22 protein-coding genes, 1 pseudogene and 1 riboswitch are annotated in these 20182 nt (G+C 61.8%); of the genes and pseudogenes, 11 read left to right on the forward strand and 12 right to left on the reverse strand.

Annotation, left to right across the window (positions count from 1 at the left end):
* The first annotated feature begins 6 nt into the window (after positions 1 to 6).
* Together N005_RS11950 and N005_RS11955 are read left to right on the forward strand one after the other, a co-directional pair.
* Entirely contained in the window at positions 7 to 1005 is a 999-nt protein-coding gene (locus tag N005_RS11950; RefSeq protein ID WP_047701378.1) for a methyltransferase, read from the forward strand.
* A gap of 50 nt (positions 1006 to 1055) precedes the next feature.
* A riboswitch (yybP-ykoY riboswitch) is annotated at positions 1056 to 1176 on the forward strand.
* A gap of 89 nt (positions 1177 to 1265) precedes the next feature.
* Positions 1266 to 1850 carry a TMEM165/GDT1 family protein gene (locus N005_RS11955; RefSeq protein ID WP_047701379.1) on the forward strand — a complete coding sequence of 195 codons (585 nt, stop codon included), beginning with the start codon at positions 1266 to 1268 and terminating at the stop codon, positions 1848 to 1850.
* A 150-nt stretch (positions 1851 to 2000) separates the two neighbouring features.
* Here N005_RS11955 and N005_RS11960 read toward each other — a convergent pair whose 3' ends face one another.
* Entirely contained in the window at positions 2001 to 2816 is an 816-nt protein-coding gene (locus N005_RS11960; RefSeq protein ID WP_047701380.1) for a M48 family metallopeptidase, read from the reverse strand.
* A gap of 1302 nt (positions 2817 to 4118) precedes the next feature.
* Here N005_RS11960 and N005_RS29970 point away from each other — a divergent pair.
* Together N005_RS29970 and N005_RS29975 are read left to right on the forward strand one after the other, a co-directional pair.
* Positions 4119 to 4313, forward strand: a pseudogene (locus N005_RS29970) (HAMP domain-containing protein); the annotation flags it as partial.
* Positions 4314 to 4427: 114 nt separating this feature from the next.
* Entirely contained in the window at positions 4428 to 5171 is a 744-nt protein-coding gene (locus tag N005_RS29975; RefSeq protein WP_392397197.1) for a methyl-accepting chemotaxis protein, read from the forward strand.
* A 105-nt stretch (positions 5172 to 5276) separates the two neighbouring features.
* Here N005_RS29975 and N005_RS11970 read toward each other — a convergent pair whose 3' ends face one another.
* The 3 genes from N005_RS11970 to N005_RS11980 are packed head-to-tail and all read right to left on the reverse strand — an operon-like array spanning position 5277 to position 6391.
* Positions 5277 to 5900, reverse strand: coding sequence for an SOS response-associated peptidase (locus N005_RS11970; RefSeq protein WP_047701382.1), 624 nt, complete (start codon positions 5898 to 5900; stop codon positions 5277 to 5279).
* 35 nt (positions 5901 to 5935) lie between these two features.
* Entirely contained in the window at positions 5936 to 6196 is a 261-nt protein-coding gene (locus tag N005_RS11975) for a putative signal transducing protein (RefSeq protein WP_047701383.1), read from the reverse strand.
* A 12-nt stretch (positions 6197 to 6208) separates the two neighbouring features.
* Entirely contained in the window at positions 6209 to 6391 is a 183-nt protein-coding gene (locus N005_RS11980; RefSeq protein ID WP_047701384.1) for a CPXCG motif-containing cysteine-rich protein, read from the reverse strand.
* A gap of 141 nt (positions 6392 to 6532) precedes the next feature.
* Between N005_RS11980 and N005_RS11985 the strand changes: the two genes are divergently transcribed.
* The gene (locus N005_RS11985; protein WP_047701385.1) at positions 6533 to 7699 is read left to right on the forward strand and encodes a 1-acyl-sn-glycerol-3-phosphate acyltransferase; all 1167 of its coding nucleotides are present in this window, start codon (positions 6533 to 6535) and stop codon (positions 7697 to 7699) included.
* Between the two features lie 129 nt (positions 7700 to 7828).
* Here N005_RS11985 and N005_RS11990 read toward each other — a convergent pair whose 3' ends face one another.
* Positions 7829 to 8113, reverse strand: coding sequence for a hypothetical protein (locus N005_RS11990; RefSeq protein WP_047701386.1), 285 nt, complete (start codon positions 8111 to 8113; stop codon positions 7829 to 7831).
* 179 nt (positions 8114 to 8292) lie between these two features.
* Here N005_RS11990 and N005_RS11995 point away from each other — a divergent pair, with 179 nt between their 5' ends.
* Positions 8293 to 8499: a hypothetical protein gene (locus N005_RS11995; protein WP_041020607.1), complete on the forward strand. Its 207-nt coding sequence runs from the start codon at positions 8293 to 8295 to the stop codon at positions 8497 to 8499.
* Positions 8500 to 8628: 129 nt separating this feature from the next.
* On the opposite strand, the gene N005_RS12000 is transcribed toward N005_RS11995, so the two are convergent.
* Positions 8629 to 9213, reverse strand: a complete 585-nt coding sequence (locus tag N005_RS12000) for a YajG family lipoprotein (protein ID WP_047701387.1) — start codon at positions 9211 to 9213, stop codon at positions 8629 to 8631.
* 201 nt (positions 9214 to 9414) lie between these two features.
* On the opposite strand from N005_RS12000, the gene N005_RS12005 reads away from it, so the two are divergent.
* Both N005_RS12005 and mqo read left to right on the forward strand, forming a co-directional pair.
* Entirely contained in the window at positions 9415 to 9648 is a 234-nt protein-coding gene (locus N005_RS12005) for a hypothetical protein (protein ID WP_047701388.1), read from the forward strand.
* A gap of 734 nt (positions 9649 to 10382) precedes the next feature.
* Positions 10383 to 11888, forward strand: a complete 1506-nt coding sequence (gene mqo / locus N005_RS12010) for a malate dehydrogenase (quinone) (protein ID WP_047701389.1) — start codon at positions 10383 to 10385, stop codon at positions 11886 to 11888.
* Between the two features lie 134 nt (positions 11889 to 12022).
* Here the strand turns inward: mqo and N005_RS12015 are convergent, their stop codons facing one another.
* Positions 12023 to 12310: a PA4642 family protein gene (locus N005_RS12015; RefSeq protein WP_047701390.1), complete on the reverse strand. Its 288-nt coding sequence runs from the start codon at positions 12308 to 12310 to the stop codon at positions 12023 to 12025.
* A 61-nt stretch (positions 12311 to 12371) separates the two neighbouring features.
* On the reverse strand, positions 12372 to 12857 hold the full coding sequence (locus N005_RS12020) for a hypothetical protein (protein ID WP_047701391.1): 486 nt from the start codon (positions 12855 to 12857) through the stop codon (positions 12372 to 12374).
* Positions 12858 to 13146: 289 nt separating this feature from the next.
* Here N005_RS12020 and dauA point away from each other — a divergent pair, with 289 nt between their 5' ends.
* Positions 13147 to 14871 carry a C4-dicarboxylic acid transporter DauA gene (dauA, locus tag N005_RS12025; RefSeq protein WP_047701392.1) on the forward strand — a complete coding sequence of 575 codons (1725 nt, stop codon included), beginning with the start codon at positions 13147 to 13149 and terminating at the stop codon, positions 14869 to 14871.
* 23 nt (positions 14872 to 14894) lie between these two features.
* Here dauA and N005_RS12030 read toward each other — a convergent pair whose 3' ends face one another.
* Together N005_RS12030 and N005_RS12035 are read right to left on the reverse strand one after the other, a co-directional pair.
* The gene (locus N005_RS12030) at positions 14895 to 15368 is read right to left on the reverse strand and encodes a WbuC family cupin fold metalloprotein (RefSeq protein ID WP_047701393.1); all 474 of its coding nucleotides are present in this window, start codon (positions 15366 to 15368) and stop codon (positions 14895 to 14897) included.
* 3 nt (positions 15369 to 15371) lie between these two features.
* A complete protein-coding gene (locus N005_RS12035) occupies positions 15372 to 15929 on the reverse strand; it encodes a hypoxanthine-guanine phosphoribosyltransferase (protein ID WP_041020499.1) in 558 nt (185 codons plus the stop codon).
* Between the two features lie 162 nt (positions 15930 to 16091).
* Here N005_RS12035 and upp point away from each other — a divergent pair, with 162 nt between their 5' ends.
* Together upp and N005_RS12045 are read left to right on the forward strand one after the other, a co-directional pair.
* Positions 16092 to 16730, forward strand: a complete 639-nt coding sequence (gene upp / locus N005_RS12040; protein WP_024778135.1) for a uracil phosphoribosyltransferase — start codon at positions 16092 to 16094, stop codon at positions 16728 to 16730.
* A 2-nt stretch (positions 16731 to 16732) separates the two neighbouring features.
* Positions 16733 to 18007 carry a uracil-xanthine permease family protein gene (locus tag N005_RS12045; protein ID WP_047701394.1) on the forward strand — a complete coding sequence of 425 codons (1275 nt, stop codon included), beginning with the start codon at positions 16733 to 16735 and terminating at the stop codon, positions 18005 to 18007.
* A gap of 132 nt (positions 18008 to 18139) precedes the next feature.
* Here N005_RS12045 and hemH read toward each other — a convergent pair whose 3' ends face one another.
* Together hemH and N005_RS12055 are read right to left on the reverse strand one after the other, a co-directional pair.
* Entirely contained in the window at positions 18140 to 19165 is a 1026-nt protein-coding gene (gene hemH / locus N005_RS12050; RefSeq protein WP_047701395.1) for a ferrochelatase, read from the reverse strand.
* Between the two features lie 13 nt (positions 19166 to 19178).
* Complete coding sequence (locus tag N005_RS12055) at positions 19179 to 20078, reverse strand: TIGR01777 family oxidoreductase (protein ID WP_047701396.1); 900 nt, start codon at positions 20076 to 20078, stop codon at positions 19179 to 19181.
* Between the last annotated feature and the right edge of the window lie 104 nt (positions 20079 to 20182).

A 20182-nucleotide genomic window follows, 5' to 3' on the forward strand; every position in this document is an offset into this window, starting at 1 on the left:
CAGACCATGGATCCGCGCAGTGAAGTACTGCTTCGTCAGCCCGAATTATTCCAGGGCTCGGTCCTGCTGGCCGGCCTGCCCGCCGACGACCTGCTCGGTCGCTTGCCCGACGCCCATGGCTGGTGCTGGCACGCGGGCGATCAGGCCGCACTGGATGCCCGCTTCCCCGAGCGCAGCCACTTTGGCGTAGACATCCCCGCCCGTGGGTTCGACAGCGCAGTGGTGTTCCTGCCCAAGGCCAAGGACCTGACGGACTACATCCTCAATGCCGTGGCCTCACGCGTGGCCGGTCGCGAGGTGTATCTGGTGGGGGAAAAGCGCAGCGGCATCGAAGGGGCTTCCAAGCAGCTCAACCCGTTCGGCAAACCGCGCAAGCTCGACAGCGCGCGGCATTGCCAGCTGTGGCAGGTCACCGTTGCCAACGCTCCAGAGGCCAAGCCCCTGGAAAGCCTGGCCCAGACCTACGAGCTGCCGCTGGAGGAAGGCCCGCTGAAGGTCATCAGCCTGCCAGGGGTGTTCAGCCACGGTCGCCTGGATCGCGGCAGTGCGCTGCTGCTCGAACACCTGGACAAATTGCCCAGCGGCCATCTGCTGGACTTCGGTTGCGGTGCCGGTGTACTCGGGGCGGCCGTCAAGCGTCGTTATCCGCACAACACCGTCACCCTGCTGGATGTGGACGCTTTCGCCGCCGCCAGCAGTCGCCTGACCCTGGCCGCCAACGGCCTCGAAGCCGAGGTGCTGACCGGTGACGGTATCGATGCCGCGCCGATGGGCCTGAATGCGATCCTGAGCAATCCGCCATTCCATGTCGGCGTCCATACCGATTACTACGCGACGGAAAACCTGCTGCGAAAAGCAGCCAAACATCTGAAAAACGGTGGGGAGTTGCGCCTGGTTGCGAACAGTTTCCTCAAATACCAACCGCTGATCGAAGAACATCTGGGCACGTGCACCATCAAGGCCGAGGGCCAGGGCTTTCGCATCTACCGGGCCAAGCGCGGTTGAAAGCTTTTTAAGGCACAGCACTTGCCCAATCGGATTTGCCTAGGCAGAATCCGCAGCGTCCTAGGGGAGTAGTCTCCCGCGAGCGCCCTGCTCGCCCGGCATACGTCAACATACTTGGTCGGCAGACCATGGCGTATGCGGCCCAAGCGTCCGGAACCGGTCGCAGGGTTTGACAAGACCTATGACACGCACACCTTACCCGGGGCGGGGAGGCTGTACGTGTCATAGCCGTGTCGACCCGCCCCTCTAGGAATCACCTGATGCTGGACTCTTTCCTCGTACCCACCACCATCGTTGCGCTGGCCGAAATCGGCGACAAGACCCAATTGCTCGCGCTCGTCCTTGCGGCTCGCTTTCGCAAACCCTGGCCGATCATCGCCGGCATTGTCGCCGCGACCCTGGCCAACCATGCGGCAGCCGGGGCCGTGGGGGCCTGGGTGGGCAGTATTTTCTCGGATGCGGTGTTGCACTGGATCCTGGCAGCGAGCTTCGCCGCCACGGCGCTGTGGACCCTGGTTCCCGACAAACTGGATGACGAAGAAGCCAGCACCGCGCGCAAGTTCGGCCCCTTCCTGACCACGCTGATCGCATTCTTCCTGGCGGAAATCGGCGACAAGACCCAGATCGCCACCGTGATGCTCGCCGCGCAGTACCCGGAGTTGTGGCTAGTGATCATCGGTACCACCGTGGGCATGCTGATTGCCAACGTGCCGGTGGTATTGGCCGGCAATTTCGCCGCCGACAAGCTGCCCCTGACCCTGATCCGCCGCCTGGCCGCCTCGGCATTCTTCATCCTGGCGATCGTGGCGGTGTACAAGGCGATGCAGAGCAGTGGATGGGTTTGATCAGGTAGCCAAGCAACCGTGCCATCGTTCATCGCGAGCAGGCTCGCTCCCGCAGGGATTTGCAGTGGCCACATTTTTTGTGAACACCGCGCCCAATGTGGGAGCGAGCCTGCTCGCGATGAGGCCAGTAGGCTCATCGCATAGGAACGGTTACTTCTTGGCTTGCTGATACAGCGGCATTACCTTCGGAATTGCCGCCTGCAACGAAGCGATCCGACTGCTCGATGCAGGGTGAGTGCTCATGAACTCCGGTGGCGCACCTTCCGAGGCCTTGCTCATCTTGTTCCACAAGGTGATGGCGGCGTTCGGGTTGTAGCCGGCGCGGGCAGCCAGTTCGAGGCCGATCAGGTCGGCTTCGTTCTCGTTGGCGCGGCTGTTGGGCAAAGTCATGCCATAGTTGGCCACGGTGTCGGCCAGCGCCAGGCTATCCTGGCCCAGGCCGAACAAGGCACCGGCGCCCTGCTTGGCCATCTCGATGCCGTAGGCCTTGGACATCGCTTCACGGCCGTGCTCGCGCAGGGCGTGGGCGATTTCATGGCCCATGACCGCGGCGATCTCATCGTCGGTCAGCTTCAGCGAGTCGATCAACCCCGTGTAGAAAATGATCTTGCCGCCGGGGCCGCAGTTGGCATTGAGCTCGTCACTCTTGATCAGGTTCACTTCCCACTTCCACTGCGCCGAATCCGGGCGGAACACCGGGGCCTGGGCAATCAATCGGTCGGCAATGGCCTGGACGCGCCTGGCTTCGCTGCTGGTCTTGTCCAGCACACCCTGGGTGCTCGCCTCGCCTACGGTCTTCTGATAGGACTGGGCGTACATCTGGTTGACCTCATCGGTCGACAACATGCTGAACATGTACTGCTTGCGTTCCACGCCCACGGCGCCGCCGCTGGTGGTATTCACCGATTGGCAACCGGCAAGCAACAGGCTCGTGCCGAGGACACTCACCATCAACGTCTTGTGCATATTAAAGCTCCCTGGAAACGTGGTCGTATCCTATGCGGTGATTGGTATCGGCGCCAGATATACAACGACGGATTACAGGTATTTCGGATAGACCCTACCCCACACCATTAGCGACTCTCACGATTCCAAAACAGTCACCCGACGAACAGCGCCTTATGCAGGCCCCTAAGAACGCCGATACAAACTTCAGACGTCCTTTCCGCGTCCGGAGCCCTTATGAAATTCAAATCGATCCAGTTTTCCGTGGCCGCCCTGGCCGGCGCCATCGTGCTCAGCGTGGTCGGAGCCCTGGTCCTGTACGCGCTATTCGCCGGGGCCCGGACCCAGGACATGGTGCAACAACGGACCAAGGCGCAGTTCGAACAACTCATCGAACAGCGCCTCAGCGCCCTGGCCCGCACCCAGGCCAGCCTGATCCAACGGGAACTGGAAGCCCCGCTGCAGCTCGCCAAAGGGCTTGCCACCACGAACGCGCTGATGGGCATGAAGGGCACGGACGGCAGCCCACAACTGAAGATTGCTCGCGAACAGATGATCGGCCTGCTGCGCGAAACCGTGGTGCGTAATCCGAAGGTCCTAGGTGCCTACATCGCCTGGGAACCGAACGCTATCGACCACGATGACGCCAGCTACGTGAACAGCCCCGTGGTGGGTATGGAAACCAACGGGCGTTTCCTGCCGTGGTGGTTCCGCAATCAGGACGGCACCCTGGGCCTGGAAAAACTCGCCGACGTGACGGACCAGAAGTTGCTGTCCACCGGTATCCGCGCCAGCGAGTACTACCTGTGCTCCCAGGACAGCAGGAAAGCCTGCGTTATCGACCCGGCGCCCTACCGCGTCGGCGACACCATGACCATGCTCGCCTCGTTCATCGAGCCGATCCTCATCGATGGCAAGTTCCAGGGCATCGTCGGGGCGGACCTGTCGGTGAACTTCATCCAGGACATGCTCGTGGCCGCCGATGCCAAGTTGTACAACGGCGCCGGCGAGTTGGCGCTGCTCTCCAGCAACAACCGGTTCGTGGCATTTACGAAGGACCCGAGCAAACTCGGGGAAAAGGCCAGCGACCTGCTCGATGCCAGTGAACTGGACAACCTCGGCAAGCTCGGTACCGGCGAAGTGCGGTACGGCATCGACGAGGAGCACGGGCACATCGAAGTGTATATGCCGTTCGGCATTGGCGAGACCAACGCCCGCTGGACGCTGATGCTGCAATTGCCGCTGAACGCGGTGATGGCCGACCTGCAAGCGCTGCAGAAAGACCTGAACGACCGGCGCCAGTCCGACATTTTCGGCATGGCAATGGTGGGCCTGGCGATTGCCGGTATCGGTCTGCTGGTGATCTGGCTGGTGGGCCATGGCATTGCCCGGCCACTCAAGCAAATGGTGGCAATGCTCGATGACATCGCCCAGGGTGAAGGCGATCTGACCCGTCGCCTGGTGAGTGACCGCGCCGACGAACTCGGCGCCATTGCCAGAGGTTTCAACACCTTCCTGAGCAAGCTGCAGGGGATGATCACCCAAGTGGTGACCTCGGTGCAGAGCGTCAGCGATTCGTCGGAGCACACTGCTGACATCGCAATCCGCACCAACCAGGGCGTCCACAAGCAGATGTCCGAGATCGACCAGGTCGCCACCGCCGTGCACGAGATGACCGCTACGGCCCAGGACGTGGCCCGCAACGCAACGCAGGCCGCCCAGGCCGCCAGTCACGCCGACCAGGCCGCCAGCCAGGGCATGCAAATCGTACGGGATACGTCCACGTCCATCGGCGCCCTGGCGGTGGAAATCGGCAAGGCGGTAGGCGTGGTGCAGACCCTGGCCAAGGACAGCGAGAACATCAACGCGATTCTCACCGCCATCCGTGGCATCGCCGAACAGACCAATCTGTTGGCTCTCAACGCGGCCATCGAAGCCGCCCGGGCCGGTGAACAGGGTCGCGGATTCGCCGTGGTGGCTGACGAAGTGCGCAACCTGGCGCAAAAGACGCAGCAGGCCACGGAAGAAATCCAGTCGATGATCCAGCAATTGCAGCAGGGTACCCGGGACGTGGTGCGAGTGATGGAAGACAGCCAGCACCGCACCGATGAAAGCGTGCAGCATGCGGCGAAAGCGGCCCAGGCCCTGGAAACCATCACCCAGGCGGTGTCGGTGATCAACGACATGAACACCCAGATCGCCAGCGCCGCCGAGGAACAGAGCGCCGTGGCCGATGACATCAACCGCAACGTCATCAACATCGGGCAAGTGGCGAACGAAGTGGCGGGCGGCGCGGATGAGTCCAGCGCGGCCAGTGCCGGCTTGACCAAACTGGCGGAGCAGCAGCGGCGGTTGATCAATCAGTTCAGGGTCTGATCCAGAACCGCTATCGCGAGCAGGCTCGCTCCCAGAGGAGATTGCGGAAATGCCCCTGTGGGAGCGAGCCTGCTCGCGATAGCGGCAGTAAAGACACCACAGCCCTCAAGCCGGAGTCAGACACTCCGGCCCATTGAGCTTCGGATCGTTGACCATGTTGGCCAGCACCCGCTCACGCAGTTGCGCCGGTTCGCTTGCCAACAACCCTTGCAAGGTGTGCAGCGGCGTTTCAGGGCCGAGCCACAGGCGCTGGCCCTCCTCATCCAGAATCAACGGCCGGCGCTGTCCCGCCGCCGGCTGGGTGATGACCGCCGTGCTCAGCCACACCTGTTCCTGCACGGGATACGCCTCCCAGATCGCGGCAAAGCACAACGACGAACCCTCTCCGGGCGTCAGCCAGTAGGGCCGCTTGCGGGTGCCGCCGCGCCATTCGTAAAAGCCGTTGGCCGGCAGCAGGCAGCGACGCAGGCGCAATGCTTCACGGAACATCGGCTGCTCGGCCACGGTTTCGGCCCGGGCATGGGCCGGAGTACGGGACAGGTCGGTCAGCCATGCAGGCGTCAACCCCCAGCGCGCCCGGGCCAGCTCGCGCTGCCCCTCGGCACCGGCCCGCAGCATCAGCACCGAATCGTTGGGCGAAATATTCCATTGGGCCTTCTGGTCGGCAGGAAAGCCGGGCAAGGCCGCGAAAGCGGGGTTCCAGCGAAACAGGGCATAACGTCCACACATGGGGTAACACGACTCTTGATCAAACGGTCGTCAGCCTAACAGACCAACGTACCGGGATAACTCTCCGGCTCATCACCCGGCACCGGCATCGCTGCATTGTACGCGACGATCAGCTCCCGGGCGTATTGCGCCCGGTCGTCCTCCACCGCCAGCCCCAGCAAGCCCTGCATCGGCAACTCCCCCGCACCGCCCACCAGGTCGCGCCCCACCAGATGAGCCGTGATGCCCTCGCTGGCGAGCATGCCTTGTAGCAGTTCGCCCTCCATCAGGCTTTCCAGCTCGTAGATTCGTTGCATGGGCGCCCCCCATCAATCATTTTCACTGAAGACCTCCAGATGCCACTCCTCGCCATGCACTTGCAGGTTGAAAGTGATCGGTCGACAGCACACCTGACAATCCTCGATATAGACCTGATCCCCACCCGACAGATCCACGGTCGTCTCGACCTCTTCACCACAATACGGACAATCATAAAGAGCGGCTTCCAGCATCGCGGTCTCCCAGGTGACTTGTGCGTATAATCGCCGGTCTATTTGCAGGGCTATTTTCGTCTGGCTTATCTGCCAGGCCGTGCCCCGTCGTTTTTTTCGAGCGAACCTTTAACTTACCCTAGCCGTTTCCAACAAGAGAGCATGATGGGCGAATTCGATGCCATCCGACCTTACGACGACAGCGAAGTCCCAGCGGTGCTGGCCCGGCTGCTCGGCGACAAGGCGTTTCTAGATATCCTCACCCACTTCCGCTTCCCGCGCCTGGCCGGCGCCTTCGGCTGGATGCTCAAACCTCTTATAGCGCAAAGATTGCGCCGTGAGTTCGCCAGCGTGACATCGGTCGCCACTTTGCAGGATAAAGTGGAGTTTTATGTCGACCATACCATCGAGCGTGCCACCGACGGCGTGACCTATACCGGGGTGGAGCAGTTCAAGTCCGGCAGCGCGTACCTGTTCATCGCCAACCACCGCGACATCGTGATGGATCCGGCCTTCGTCAACTATGCCGTATACCATGCCGGCCTGCCGACGCCGCGCATCGCCATTGGCGACAATCTGCTGCAAAAACCTTTCGTCAGCGACCTGATGCGCCTGAACAAGAGCTTCATCGTGCACCGCTCCCTCACCGGACGGCGGGAGAAGATGGCGGCCTATCAGTTGCTGTCAGCGTACATCAACCACTCGATCCGCAACGACTGCGCCTCGATCTGGATCGCCCAGGCCGAAGGGCGGGCCAAGGACGGCGACGACCGTACCGAGTCGGCCATCCTCAAGATGTTCCACATGAGCCGCAAGGACGAGCCGTTCGGCGAGGTGATCCAGTCGCTGAACCTCACGCCCGTGTCGATCAGCTACGAATACGACCCGTGCGACCAGGCCAAGGCCCGCGAGCTGTACATCCGCGCCACCACCGGCACCTACACCAAGGCACCGGGCGAGGATGACGTGAGCATCGCCAAGGGCATCACCGGCTACAAGGGCCGGGTGCACGTGAATTTCGCCGCGCCGATCACCGAGCTGTTCGAAGACACCAAGCAATTGGCCCAGGAGATGGATCGACAGATTCTCGGCGGCTACCGCCTGTTCCCGGTGCATTACCTGGCTTACGCCCAATGGGTCGACGCCGATCCGCAGTTACAGGTTCCGCAGGCGGCCGAGGTGTTCGGCGCCGATGAACTGGCCAAGGCCCAGGAAGAGTGGCAACGCCGGCTGGATGCGTGCCCGGCGGAATATCGGCCGTTCCTGATCCTGCAATATGCGACACCGGTGCGTAATCAATATCGGGTCAAGGCGGGGTTGGGGTTGTAACGCGGCATACCTGTGGGAGCAAGGCTTGCCCGCGATGAAAGCGACACGATACTTTCGGAAATCGAGGTGCCTGTTTCGCGAGCAAGCTTTGCTCCCACGGGCACCCTCGCCACTTCGCCGCCGGTCATCTCAGCTGATCTGCGTGCTGATCCACGACACCAGCAAGGCCAACGCCAGGCAGCCGAAACCGAACCGGTAGAAGAACCGGTTCATGCGCTGGGTCGCCAGGTCCAGCAGCGCTTCGAAGCGTTCCTCGCCATTCCCGCTGCGCGTTTGCAAACTGGCACGCGCCCGCAGTTCGCGGCGGCGCGTCGCATGCAGCACCCAGCCGCCCGGGCAGGCAAACAGCAGCGCGAGCAGGTTGATCAATTTGGCCGGGTGGGCAGCGAACAACGAAAACAGATGCAGCGACATCACAAACCTCAAGCAAAACAGGCGAGACCTTCGGACAGGGCGCGAATTCTACCGAAAGCCCAGCGCCCTGCCCCGTTTTTTCCGACCTGTGGGGCTGAGCTACAGACTGCTTTCCCCGTCACGGTTTCGTCATCTGGATAAGCCACCCTGTCGCCCTCCAAACCTGCACGGACCCCGTCATGCTTCACGCCGAAAACCAGGATCGCCTCTACCTCATCACGCCGAGCGACGAACAGCAGAACCTCGTCGGCAGCCTGTCTTTCAACGTACAGGACCCACATTGGCTGGTGTACTGCGCCCTCGGTGGTCATCAACATGCCGACCTGCCGGAGACGGACCTGCTGACGGGCATCAGTGTGCTGGAACTGTATTCACAGGCCGCCTAGAAAAATCGCGAAAAAAAAACTGTGGGAGCGAGCCTGCTTGCGATAGCGGCGTCACATCTGAATCAATGTGACTGATAAACCGCTATCGCGAGCAGGCTCGCTCCCACAGGTGGAGGTCAGGCCCGGATCTTACTCAGCCAGGACCTGCCCGATGGTCGGATCCTTGAACAGCCGGGTCAGGGCGTCGCTCAACACATCGCTGACCAGCTTGGTATTGGTGTCCTGGTTGGGCGCCATGCCGAAACGCTGATCCAGGGAAGCCCCGTAACGACCGCTGTAACGACGGTTGGCGTTCTGCACATCGGAGCGGAAAGTCGCGCCGATGGTGGCTTCGGTCACGTACATGCCTTCCTTGGGCGATTGGTACTTGAGTTCGGCCAGGGTAACGGTCAGTTGTGGCGCATTCATCGCGTTCGCGGTCGGGGTGAAGCCCAGCAAACGCACGGCGGCTTCAGCCTGGGCCTGCAGCTTTGGCAGGATCTGCGCGCCCTGTACCGTGATGACGCTGGTTTCCGGATACAGACCGCCACGGGTGCCGAGGGTCGGCGACGGACGGCCGTCCACTACCCGTACCACCACCGGCTGGCCATGACCCACAGGCGCCAGCTGGGCGTTGAGCTTGGGTTCCGGGTTAAGTTGTTGCGGGCTGTGGGCGCAGCCGACAAGGGTCAGACTGGTCACAGCGATCAAACCGAACAACAGGCGTTGCAACATGCTCATCTCTCCAGAATCGGGCACTGACAGACCCGCAGTATAGCGGTGCGCCATCGCGGCGAACCAGCCGAATGAATACTGAAATTTCTGACATGTACCGCCAACGCCGGTTCCTGTCACTCCACTGTCACGGTCCTTACACCGGCATGTCATGGCTCGCTGTCAGGCTGCTCACAAGTCCCTCGACACGGAAATCCGACCATGCGTCTTCTCATCTCTCTGTTCACCCCACGTCCACAGCATCGCAGCTTTGCCCTGCTGGATCGCAACGGCCACTGCCAGGCCTTCAAGCAATGCAGCTTGCAACCCATGGGCGAAGGCTGGGTGGAAATTGAAGAAATCCGTCTGAGCTGGCTGCACCGCCCGTTGCCCGCCAGCGCCCGTGTACAACCGCTTCGCAGTCGCGCGCGCAGCCGTCAGTTGTTGGCCATCTGACCGAATGGCTAATAAAAGTCATTAAACACGACCATTTTCCTGCGTTTCTTCGTTACAATCTCCCCCCGATTATAAGGACGTCTCCTGATCGGGCCTCGCAACACCGCCGATGCGCTTGTATTGGCACCCCGCATTGCCCACAGAGAGCCGCCCACACAGATCGAGTGAAGCTGGCGCGCCTGCTGTTCCGGGCCGATCACCACCTTTTCGCGAATCTGCAGAGCTGTCATTACGCTCGGTTACGGAGCTGTCTGACCGTTTTGCCTGTCATGTACTGCATGGGCCAAACAATCCGGACACGGTACCTGGCTGGGACAGCCCTTTTTTGAGGTTCACGTCTTCAAAAGAGCGTGAAAAAACGGGTTTTCACAACTTCACAAGAGTGTGGCGAGCAAATGAAGAGTTTTGCGTCTGAACAAGCACCATTGGCGTCTGAAACAGCCCAACGACACAGGACCGGATATCGCTCAAGAACCGGCGCCTGAAGCCTGTCCGCTACGGATTTGGTTGCACGAACGGATGTCTCGGCCATAAGTCGAATTGCCCGCCCGGCGCTTAAATGAGTTCATGTGACTCTTGAGGCCAGGCTGCATGCATCCGTAGCAGTTGCAAAAAATTGCGAAGATTCGGACATGGCGATCCTGGCCATGGGTACCTGGGGCGCAACCGACCTGCCCCGCCACTCTGGCCGCTATGCCGACAATTTGGTGCTGCAGATTTTGGAGACGCGTTAAATGGCGCATAACGAAGCAGTCGATGTAGTTCTGGTAGGGGCTGGCATCATGAGTGCCACCCTGGCCGTGCTGCTCAAGGAGCTCGACCCCGCGATTTCGCTGGAAGTCGTCGAGCTGATGGATTCCGGTGCCGCGGAGAGTTCCAACCCCTGGAACAACGCCGGTACCGGCCACGCCGGGTTGTGTGAGCTGAACTACACACCGCAGGCGGCCGATGGCAGTGTCGACATCAAGAAAGCCGTGCACATCAACACCCAGTTCGAGGTGTCGAAGCAGTTCTGGACGTACCTGACCCGGAAAAGCACGTTCGGCTCCTCCAAGTCCTTTATCGCCCCGGTGCCGCACCTGAGCTTCGTGCAGGGCGAAAAAGGCGTGTCGTTCCTGAAGAAGCGCTTCGAACTGCTGAGCCAGCATCACGCCTTCGCCGACATGGAATACACCGAAGACAAAGGCAAGATGGCCGAGTGGATGCCGCTGATGATGCCGGGTCGTCCGGCCGACGAAGTCATCGCCGCCACCCGGGTCATGAACGGCACCGACGTCAACTTCGGCGCCCTGACCAACCAACTGCTCAAGCACCTGACCAGCGCCCCCGACACCCAGGTCAAGTACTGCAAGCGCGTCACCGGCCTCAAGCGCAACGGCAGCGGCTGGACCGTGAGCATCAAGGACGTCAACTCCGGCAGCAGCCGTGACGTCGATGCCAGATTCGTCTTCCTGGGTGCCGGTGGCGCCGCGTTGCCGTTGCTGCAAGCCTCGGGCATCGAGGAAAGCAAGGGCTTCGGTGGCTTCCCGGTCAGCGGCCAATGGCTGCGTTGCGACAACCCGGAAGTGGTCAAGCACCACCAGGCCAAGGTCTACAGCCAGGCTGCGGTGGGCTCGCCACCGATGTCGGTGCCGCACCTGGATACCCGCGTGGTTGATGGCAAGAAATCCCTGTTGTTCGGACCCTATGCCGGTTTCACCACCAAGTTCCTCAAGCACGGCTCGATCATGGACCTGCCGCTGTCGGTACGCGCCGGCAACATCGGCCCGATGCTGGCGGTAGCCCGGGACAACATGGACCTGACCAAGTACCTGATCAGCGAAGTGATGCAATCCATGGAGCAGCGCCTGGAATCCCTGCGCCGCTTCTACCCCGAGGCGAAAGCCGAGGACTGGCGCCTGGAAGTGGCCGGCCAACGGGTGCAGATCATCAAGAAAGATCCGAAGAAAGGTGGCGTCCTGCAGTTCGGTACCGAGCTGGTGGCAGCCAAGGACGGTACCCTCGCCGCCCTGCTCGGCGCATCGCCAGGCGCTTCGGTGACCGTGTCGATCATGCTGGACCTGATCGAGCGCTGCTTCCCGGACAAAGCCAAGGGAGAGTGGGCCGCCAAGCTCGCGGAAATCTTCCCGGCCCGGGAAAAAGTGCTGGAAACCGACGCGGCGCTGTATCGCAAGATCAACGCGCAGAACAACATCGCGCTGGGACTGGTTGAAGACAGCAAGGCTCAAAGCTACGCCTGATACTGTCTCGCTATAAACAAAAAGCCTCCAACTGATGGAGGCTTTTTTGTGCTTCTTTCACGCTGAACTTGACGCGTGTTTCGCCAGAAGGCGATCAAGCGCTCTGAGAGGCGTTTAAATTCGCTATGACACGCTCAGCCGCGTGCCTTGTTGAACAACTCGATGTAATCCTCGGCGTTGCGCTGATCCTGGATCAGCGCAACGAAATCGTTACCGTGCTCATCCTTGCCATTGAGGTCATAGCCGGCTTCGACGAAGAAGGTCAGGAAGCGCTCGAAATCATCGACCCGCAGGCCACGGTAGCCCTTGATCAGTTTGTGCAACGACGGCGAAGTGGCATCGGCCGGTTCGAAATTGAGGAACAGCTTGATCTGTTCATCGCCAATCTCGTCACCAATCACTTGTTTCTTGTCTTTACGCATAGCCGGCTCCAACTCGCACAGTTCACGGGGCGGGCAGTTTACCCTCGGCAAGCCCCGGGGCTCAACGCGAGCGTACCGCTCCGGTGTGCAGGTCGGCCCAGACGTGGCCGTTGGCGTAGCTGAGGAACTGCACGTACACCGTATCGTTGCGCAGCAGATCGATGATCGCCCGATAATGCGCCTGTGGATAAGACAGGGTCAGGGTCTTGCTCGCCTCGTCGAAGACCGGTTTCTTCAGGCTCTTGCTTTCGCCATCGAAGCTGAGGATCACCTGATTGAGGGTGGCGCCCTTGTTCAGGGGCTTGCCCTTGAGGCGAACCAGCAGCGGCGACGTCACCGGTATCGGTTGTTGGTTGGACTGACGTTGATTACCCACTACCACCGAGTATTCGGTGACTTGCAGCAGTTGCTGCTGTTCGGGCTGTTCCTGGCGTACCGTCAGGTCATCGGGCGGCAGGAACTGGCTGTGCATCGGCGCGGCAACGGCCACCAGCGGCAGGCTGGAAATCAGAAGCAAGGCGGCACGGCGGCGGATCGATACAGTCATGACAGGCTCCGGGATCTTGGCCCGGCACTCTAGCATGAGCATGGTCGGTAAAAATAAACGATACGGGTCAATACTGCCGGCCATTGCAGGAGGCATACTCAAAGGGCCATCATCCTGAAATCAGTGGCGATGCCTTTGTGGCGAGGGAGCTTGCTCCCGCTCGATTGCGCAGCAATCGCAAAAACAGCCAGGGGCTGCTACGCAGCCCAGCGGGAGCAAGCTCCCTCGCCACAGGGATTGGTGTCCGGCAGGTCCGGTGTCTTTGCCCATTCATTTTTGAGGAGTGCCCATGTCCTTCTCCGCTCCACCGCTATTCGCCGCCTGGCGTCAAAGCTGGCGGGCCGGTTATACCCTTGAACGCTTGCGCGGCGACCTGGTGGCCGGGCTGACGGTCGGGATCATCGCCATTCCCCTGGCGATGGCCCTGGCAATCGCGGTGGGCGTACCGCCGCAACACGGCTTGTACACCGTGTTGGTGGCCGCACCGCTGATCGCCCTGACCGGTGGCTCGCGTTTCAACGTGAGCGGGCCGACGGCGGCATTCGTGGTGATCCTGCTGCCCATCACCCAGCAGTACGGGCTAGGCGGCCTACTGCTGTGCACGATGCTCGCCGGGCTGATTCTGATCGCCTTGGGATTGATGCGCGCCGGGCGGTTGATCCAGTACATCCCCTATCCGGTCATCCTCGGTTTCACCGCCGGCATCGGCGTGGTCATCGCCACCCTGCAACTGAAGGATCTGTTGGGCCTGACGACTGCCGGCCAGGCCCGACACTACATCGAACAACTGGGCGAGCTGATCGTGGCACTGCCGGGGGCCCACCTCGGTGACAGCCTCATCGGTGCCGTGTGCCTGGCAGTCTTGATCGTCTGGCCACGCTGGGTTCCGCGGGTGCCAGGCCACCTGGTCGCCCTGCTGGTCGGCGCACTGCTGGGGCTGGCGCTGGAGCGCGGCGGCTGGTCAGTGGCGACGCTGGGGGAACGCTTCAGTTATGTGGTCAACGGCATCAGCCACCCCGGGATTCCACCGTTCCTGCCGAGCTTCGACTGGCCCTGGAATCTTCCTGACGGCCAGGGGCGACCGTTGGTGCTGTCCTACGACCTGATCCGACAGTTGCTGTCACCCGCCTTCGCCATCGCCATGCTCGGTGCCATCGAGTCGCTGTTATGCGCCGTGGTGGCGGACGGCATGACCGGCAGCAAGCACGATCCCAACGCAGAGCTGTTGGGCCAGGGCCTGGGCAACCTGGTGGCGCCGCTGTTCGGCGGCATCACCGCCACCGCCGCGATTGCCCGCAGCGCCACCAACGTGCGCAGCGGCGCGTCTTCGCCCTTGGCGTCGATTATCCACAGTTTGGTGGTACTGGCGGCGATCATGCTGTTGGCGCCGCTGTTCAGCTACCTGCCCATGGCCGCGCTGGCGGCGCTGCTGGTGATGGTTGCCTGGAACATGAGCGAAGCCGGACACGTGCTGCACACCCTGCGCATCGCCCCGCGCAGCGATGTACTGGTGCTGCTGACCTGCCTGGGCCTGACGGTGTTGTTCGACATGGTCCTGGCGGTCTCCGTCGGCCTGCTGCTGGCGGCCGGGCTGTTCATCAAGCGCATGAGCGAACTGACCGACAGCGCCGAACTGCCGCGGCACTTTCATCAAGCCTTGCAGGACATGCCTGAGCATGTGCGTTGCTACGGGATTCGCGGCCCGCTGTTCTTCGGTGCGGCAGAAAAGGCCCTGGATGTGCTGCGCCGGTTCGATCCGGGGGTCCGCGTCGTGGTAGTGGAAATGAGCGCCGTGCCAATGCTCGACATGACTGCACTGGCGGCCTTTGAAAATATCCTGAAGGACTATCGCAAACAGAACATCGGCCTGATCCTGGTCGCCACCGCGCCACGGGTGCGCCTGAAACTGCGCCGCGCCGGCATTCATCGCGAGCAGCGCAAACTGGCGTATGTACAGACCCTGGAGCAGGCGCGGATCAAGAGTGAGCGCTGGCTTGAAACCAGTTCTACCTGACCTGTTCCAGACATCGACAGGTCTCAGTCGAACTGCGCACGCATCCACGCCTGATATTCCGCCACGCCCGGCTCGCCTTCGCGGGGCGCCCAGTGGGCCAGCTCGCCCTCACCCACGGGCCGGTAAGGACCGGCCTTGCACTCGAACATCAGGCTGTCGGCTTCCAGCACCACCAGGCCGTGATACACGCCCGCCGGCAGGTCGACCCCGAGGCAATCGCCTCCGGCCTGAAGGATGCGCTTGTCCGTCACCGCACCGGCGTCGTCGAAGATCAACACACCCAGGCGCCCCCTGAGTACCAGCAGAGTTTCTGCCTTGTCGGCACTGAGGTGACGATGGGGCGGAATGTACGTGGACGGTTGCAACCCCACAGCCATACGATGGCAGGGTTCGTCCATCCGATGGAAGTTGTGGTGCTGCCGCCCGCGAGGGCTATCGGCAGCCTTCTCGGCCAGTTCATCGAACAGCGCTTGATCCAGGAAGCTCGACCGAGTCATCGATTACATGCCCTTGACGGCGAAAATACCGTTGGCGTTGCGCCAGTAACCTTTGTAGTCCATGCCATAACCGAAGATGTAGCGATCGATGCACGGCAGGCCGACGAAATCGGCCTTCAGGTCTGGACGGGCCTTGCGGTCGTGGTCCTTGTCGATCAGCACGGCGGTGTGCACGGCGCGGGCGCCGGCATGCCGGCAGAAATCGATGATCGCGCCCAGGGTGTGCCCCTCGTCGAGGATGTCGTCGATGATCAGCACGTCGCGGTCGATGAACGAGACTTCCGGCTTGGCTTTCCAGAACAGGTCGCCGCCGCTGGTTTCGTTGCGATAACGGGTGGCATGCAGGTACGACGCCTCCAGCGGGAAGTTCAGGTAGGTCAGCAGCTTGCCGGAGAAGATCAGCCCACCGTTCATGACACAGAACACCACCGGGTTGGAATCGGCCAGCTGGTCGTTGATCTGCGCACCGACCCGGGCAATGGCCGCTTCGACTTCGGCTTCGGTGTACAGGCAGTCAGCCTCCGCCATGATTTGACGGATGTGTTCGAGATCAGCGGACATGTCGCTCTCCAGGGGTGGCAGGTCGGAAAAGCGGGCAAAGGTACGCATCCCGTCCGGCCAGATCAAGGGTTTGTGGACTAACGTTCTGTATTGTCTATAGGACAAGCCTTCGGGATAGATTAATCTAGCCCGGTTTTTTTGCCCGCCGCCGGAGCCTTCCCCATGCCCATCCTCGAGATCCGCCATCCGCTGATCAGACACAAACTCGGCCTGATGCGCCGCGCCGATATCAGCACGAAGAACTTCCGCGAACTCGCCCAGGAAGTCGGTGCGCTGCTCACCTACGAAGCCACCAAAGACCTGCCGCTGGAATCCTACGAGATCGACGGCTGGGCCGGTGCGGTCCAGGTGGAGAAAATCGCCGGCAAGAAGATCACCGTGGTGCCGATCCTGCGCGCCGGCATCGGCATGCTCGAGGGCGTGTTGAGCCTGATCCCCGGCGCCAAGGTCAGCGCCGTGGGCGTGGCTCGCAATGAGGAAACGCTGCAGGCCCACACCTACCTGGAAAAACTGGTGCCGGAAATCGACGAGCGCCTGGCCATGATCATCGATCCGATGCTCGCCACCGGCGGTTCCATGGTCGCCACCATCGACCTGCTGAAAAAAGCCGGTTGCCGCGACATCCGCGCCATGGTTCTGGTTGCCGCCCCCGAAGGCATCAAGGTGGTCCAGGACGCTCACCCGGACGTGACCATCTATACCGCTTCCATCGACCAGAAGCTCAACGAGCACGGCTACATCATCCCGGGCCTGGGCGATGCCGGCGACAAGATCTTCGGCACCAAGCAGAAGGACGCCTGAGCATGCAGGACGAGTTCAACGATCCGCTCTGGCGCCAGGTGCTGTCCGGTGCACAGATGCTGTTCGTCGCCTTCGGCGCCCTGGTGCTGATGCCGTTGATCACCGGGCTGGACCCGAACGTCGCGCTGTTTACCGCGGGCCTGGGAACGATCCTGTTCCAGGTCGTCACTGGGCGGCAGGTGCCGGTGTTCCTGGCGTCGAGCTTTGCCTTCATCACCCCGATCATTCTCGCCAAGGGCCAGTTCGGCCTCGCGGCGACCATGGGCGGCGTGATGGCGGCCGGTTTCGTCTACACCTTCCTGGGCCTGGCCGTGAAGATCAAGGGCACCGGTTTCATCGATCGGCTGTTGCCGCCGGTGGTCATCGGCCCGGTGATCATTTCCATTGGCCTGGCGATGGCGCCGATTGCCGCGAACATGGCGATGGGCAAGGCCGGCGACGGTACCGAGCTGATTCACTACCAGACCGCCATGATGATTTCGATGCCGGCCCTGCTCACCACGCTGATTGTCGCGGTGTTCGGCAAAGGTATCTTCCGTCTGGTGCCGATCATTTCCGGCGTGCTGGTGGGCTTCGCCATGGCGTTTTTCTTCGGCGTGGTGGACACCGCCAAGATCGCCGCCGCACCATGGTTCTCCCTGCCGGCCTTCACCGCCCCTGAGTTCAATTGGCAGGCGATCCTGTTCATCGTGCCAGTGGCCCTGGCGCCGGCCATCGAGCACATCGGCGGGGTGATTGCGGTGGGCAGCGTGACCGGTCGCGACTACCTGAAAAAACCCGGCCTGCACCGGACCCTGCTCGGTGACGGCATCGCCACCACCGCAGCCGGCCTGTTTGGCGGCCCGCCCAATACCACCTACGCCGAAGTCACCGGCGCGGTGATGCTGACCAAGAACTACAACCCGAAAATCATGACCTGGGCGGCGATCTTTGCCATCGCCCTGGCCTTCATCGGCAAGTTCGGGGCGCTGCTGCAAAGCATCCCGGTACCGGTCATGGGCGGGATCCTGTGCCTGTTGTTCGGTTCGATTGCGGCGGTGGGCATGAACACCCTCATCCGCCACAAGATCGACCTGGGCGAAGCGCGCAACCTGGTGATCGTTTCGGTGACGCTGGTGTTCGGCATCGGCGGCGTGCTGGTGGGGACCGGCACCGGCCCGGATGACTTCGGCCTCAAAGGCATCGCGCTGTGCGCGGTGGTGGCGATCGGGCTGAACCTGCTGCTGCCGGGTAATGACGGTTGGAAGCAGAAGAAAGTGGATGAGCCGCTGATCTGAGATGTTCGTTGCCTGAGATGGCCCCATCGCGAGCAGGCTCGCTCCCACAAGGGATCGGTTGTGTACACAGATTTTGTAACCAACCTCAATTCACTGTGGGAGCGAGCCTGCTCGCGATAGGGCCCTTGAATGTTACAGCGCGATCGGCGCCCGCTCGCATAACGTGCTCAACGCCTCGGCCCATTGCGGCTGGTCATTGAGACATGGCACCAGTACCAACTCCTCCCCCCCGGCCTCGCGGAACTGCTCGCGCCCGCGATCACCGATTTCCTCCAGGGTCTCAATGCAGTCGGCCACGAACGCCGGACACATCACCATCACCTTCTTGACCCCGCTCTTGGCCAACTCTTCCAGGCGCGCTTCGGTGTAGGGTTCGATCCACTTGGCACGACCCAGTCGGGACTGGAACGACACCGACCATTGCCCTTCCTTGAGGCCCATCTGCCGGGCGAACAGTTCGGCCGTGCGAATGCACTGGGCGCGGTAGCACGTCGCGATAACCTCCGGTGGCGCGTTCTTGCAGCAGTTGGCATCCTTGAAGCAATGAAATCCCGTCGGGTCGAGCTTGGTCAGGTGCCGTTCCGGCAAGCCATGGAAACTCAACAGCAGGTGATCGTAATCCTGCATCAGATAGGGCCTGGCACTGGCAACCAGCGCGTCGAGGTACTCCGGCTGATCGTAGAACGGCTGGAGAATCGAAAACTGCACGTCGAGCTTCTTGTCCCGCACGACCCGCTTGGCTTCTTCGACCACGGTGGTGACGGTGCTGTCAGCGAATTGCGGGTACAACGGCGCCAGCGTGATCTTCTTGTGCCCCTGGCTCGCCAGGCGTACCAGTGCCGACTCAATGGACGGTTCGCCGTAACGCATCGCCAATTCCACCGGCCCCTGGGTCCACTGGGCGGCCATCGCCTGTTGCAGCCGACGGCCGAGCACCACCAGCGGCGAACCCTCCTCCCACCAGATCGAGGCGTAGGCGTGGGCCGATTGTTCGGGGCGCTTGATCAGGATCAGCGACACCAGTAAACGCCGCACCGCCCATGGCAGGTCGATGACGTACGGGTCCATCAGGAATTGATTGAGGTAGCGGCGTACATCGGCCACCGAAGTGGAGGCAGGCGAACCCAGATTCACCAGAAGCAACGCGTGATCGGTCATGCAACGTCCTATTTCAAAAGCGGCCGGACAAATCGTCCAGCGCCGCAGGCAAATCCGTGAACCGGAAAGTGAAACCCGCCGCCTGCAACCGGGCCGGCGTGGCGCGCTGGCCGCCGAGCAACAGCGACGACAATTCCCCCAGTGCGACTTTCAATACCAGCTCCGGCATCGGCATCACGGCGGGCCGATTCAACACGTGTCCCAGGGCCTTGGCGAAATCACGGTTACGCACCGGGTTCGGCGCGCAGGCATTATAAGGACCGCTGGCGTCATCGCGGTGCAGAAGAAAATCAATCAGGGCGATTTGATCGTCGATGTGGACCCATGGCATCCATTGCCGACCATTGCCGATACGCCCACCCAGCGCCAGTTTGAAGGGCAATAGCAGCCGCGACAAAAAGCCGCCCTCGGCGGACAGGACCAGGCCGGTACGGACCAGTACCACGCGTATGCCCATGGCCTCGGCCCGTTGCGCGGTTTCTTCCCAGGCGATGCACAGCTGGCTGGCGAAATCCTCGCTGACGGGCCCCGATTCCTCGGTCAATTCCCGTTCGCCACCGTCGCCATACCAGCCCACCGCGGAACCCGATATCAACACGGCGGGTTTCTGCTCGCAGCGCTCCAGCCACGCCAGCAAAACCTCGGTCAAGGTAACGCGACTGCTCCATAACAACATTTTGCGCTTATGGGTCCAGGGTCGATCGGCAATCGGCGCCCCGGCGAGGTTGACCACCGCGTCCACCGGCTCGTCGATCTCATCGAGCCTGGCGACGCCCCGCACTTGCGCTCCACAGATTTTCGCCACCTCTGCGGGTTGGCGACTCCATACCGTCAGCCGATGTCCTTGCTCCAACCAGAGGCGGCAGAGCTGACGCCCGATCAAACCAGTACCGCCGGTCAGCAATATGTGCATGAGATGTTCCTCGCAGCGCGTTTTACCCGGCCCACTAGTCTATTTTTATAAGCAGGGATTTTTCGTATCGGACAGGGTCTGTGTTTAACAATAGGTCAACCTGT

Source organism: Pseudomonas mediterranea CFBP 5447 (assembly GCF_000774145.1).
Classification (GTDB): domain Bacteria; phylum Pseudomonadota; class Gammaproteobacteria; order Pseudomonadales; family Pseudomonadaceae; genus Aquipseudomonas; species Aquipseudomonas mediterranea.

What these genes read in the sequence shown, in the direction of transcription:
- N005_RS11950 (WP_047701378.1), top strand. Translation starts at nt 7, where the DNA reads ATGGATCCGCGCAGTGAAGTACTGCTTCGTCAGCCCGAATTATTCCAG.
- N005_RS11955 (WP_047701379.1), top strand. Translation starts at nt 1,266, where the DNA reads ATGCTGGACTCTTTCCTCGTACCCACCACCATCGTTGCGCTGGCCGAA.
- N005_RS11960 (WP_047701380.1), bottom strand. Translation starts at nt 2,816, where the DNA reads ATGCACAAGACGTTGATGGTGAGTGTCCTCGGCACGAGCCTGTTGCTT.
- N005_RS29975 (WP_392397197.1), top strand. Translation starts at nt 4,428, where the DNA reads ATGTCCGAGATCGACCAGGTCGCCACCGCCGTGCACGAGATGACCGCT.
- N005_RS11970 (WP_047701382.1), bottom strand. Translation starts at nt 5,900, where the DNA reads ATGTGTGGACGTTATGCCCTGTTTCGCTGGAACCCCGCTTTCGCGGCC.
- N005_RS11975 (WP_047701383.1), bottom strand. Translation starts at nt 6,196, where the DNA reads ATGCAACGAATCTACGAGCTGGAAAGCCTGATGGAGGGCGAACTGCTA.
- N005_RS11980 (WP_047701384.1), bottom strand. Translation starts at nt 6,391, where the DNA reads ATGCTGGAAGCCGCTCTTTATGATTGTCCGTATTGTGGTGAAGAGGTC.
- N005_RS11985 (WP_047701385.1), top strand. Translation starts at nt 6,533, where the DNA reads ATGATGGGCGAATTCGATGCCATCCGACCTTACGACGACAGCGAAGTC.
- N005_RS11990 (WP_047701386.1), bottom strand. Translation starts at nt 8,113, where the DNA reads ATGTCGCTGCATCTGTTTTCGTTGTTCGCTGCCCACCCGGCCAAATTG.
- N005_RS11995 (WP_041020607.1), top strand. Translation starts at nt 8,293, where the DNA reads ATGCTTCACGCCGAAAACCAGGATCGCCTCTACCTCATCACGCCGAGC.
- N005_RS12000 (WP_047701387.1), bottom strand. Translation starts at nt 9,213, where the DNA reads ATGTTGCAACGCCTGTTGTTCGGTTTGATCGCTGTGACCAGTCTGACC.
- N005_RS12005 (WP_047701388.1), top strand. Translation starts at nt 9,415, where the DNA reads ATGCGTCTTCTCATCTCTCTGTTCACCCCACGTCCACAGCATCGCAGC.
- mqo (WP_047701389.1), top strand. Translation starts at nt 10,383, where the DNA reads ATGGCGCATAACGAAGCAGTCGATGTAGTTCTGGTAGGGGCTGGCATC.
- N005_RS12015 (WP_047701390.1), bottom strand. Translation starts at nt 12,310, where the DNA reads ATGCGTAAAGACAAGAAACAAGTGATTGGTGACGAGATTGGCGATGAA.
- N005_RS12020 (WP_047701391.1), bottom strand. Translation starts at nt 12,857, where the DNA reads ATGACTGTATCGATCCGCCGCCGTGCCGCCTTGCTTCTGATTTCCAGC.
- dauA (WP_047701392.1), top strand. Translation starts at nt 13,147, where the DNA reads ATGTCCTTCTCCGCTCCACCGCTATTCGCCGCCTGGCGTCAAAGCTGG.
- N005_RS12030 (WP_047701393.1), bottom strand. Translation starts at nt 15,368, where the DNA reads ATGACTCGGTCGAGCTTCCTGGATCAAGCGCTGTTCGATGAACTGGCC.
- N005_RS12035 (WP_041020499.1), bottom strand. Translation starts at nt 15,929, where the DNA reads ATGTCCGCTGATCTCGAACACATCCGTCAAATCATGGCGGAGGCTGAC.
- upp (WP_024778135.1), top strand. Translation starts at nt 16,092, where the DNA reads ATGCCCATCCTCGAGATCCGCCATCCGCTGATCAGACACAAACTCGGC.
- N005_RS12045 (WP_047701394.1), top strand. Translation starts at nt 16,733, where the DNA reads ATGCAGGACGAGTTCAACGATCCGCTCTGGCGCCAGGTGCTGTCCGGT.
- hemH (WP_047701395.1), bottom strand. Translation starts at nt 19,165, where the DNA reads ATGACCGATCACGCGTTGCTTCTGGTGAATCTGGGTTCGCCTGCCTCC.
- N005_RS12055 (WP_047701396.1), bottom strand. Translation starts at nt 20,078, where the DNA reads ATGCACATATTGCTGACCGGCGGTACTGGTTTGATCGGGCGTCAGCTC.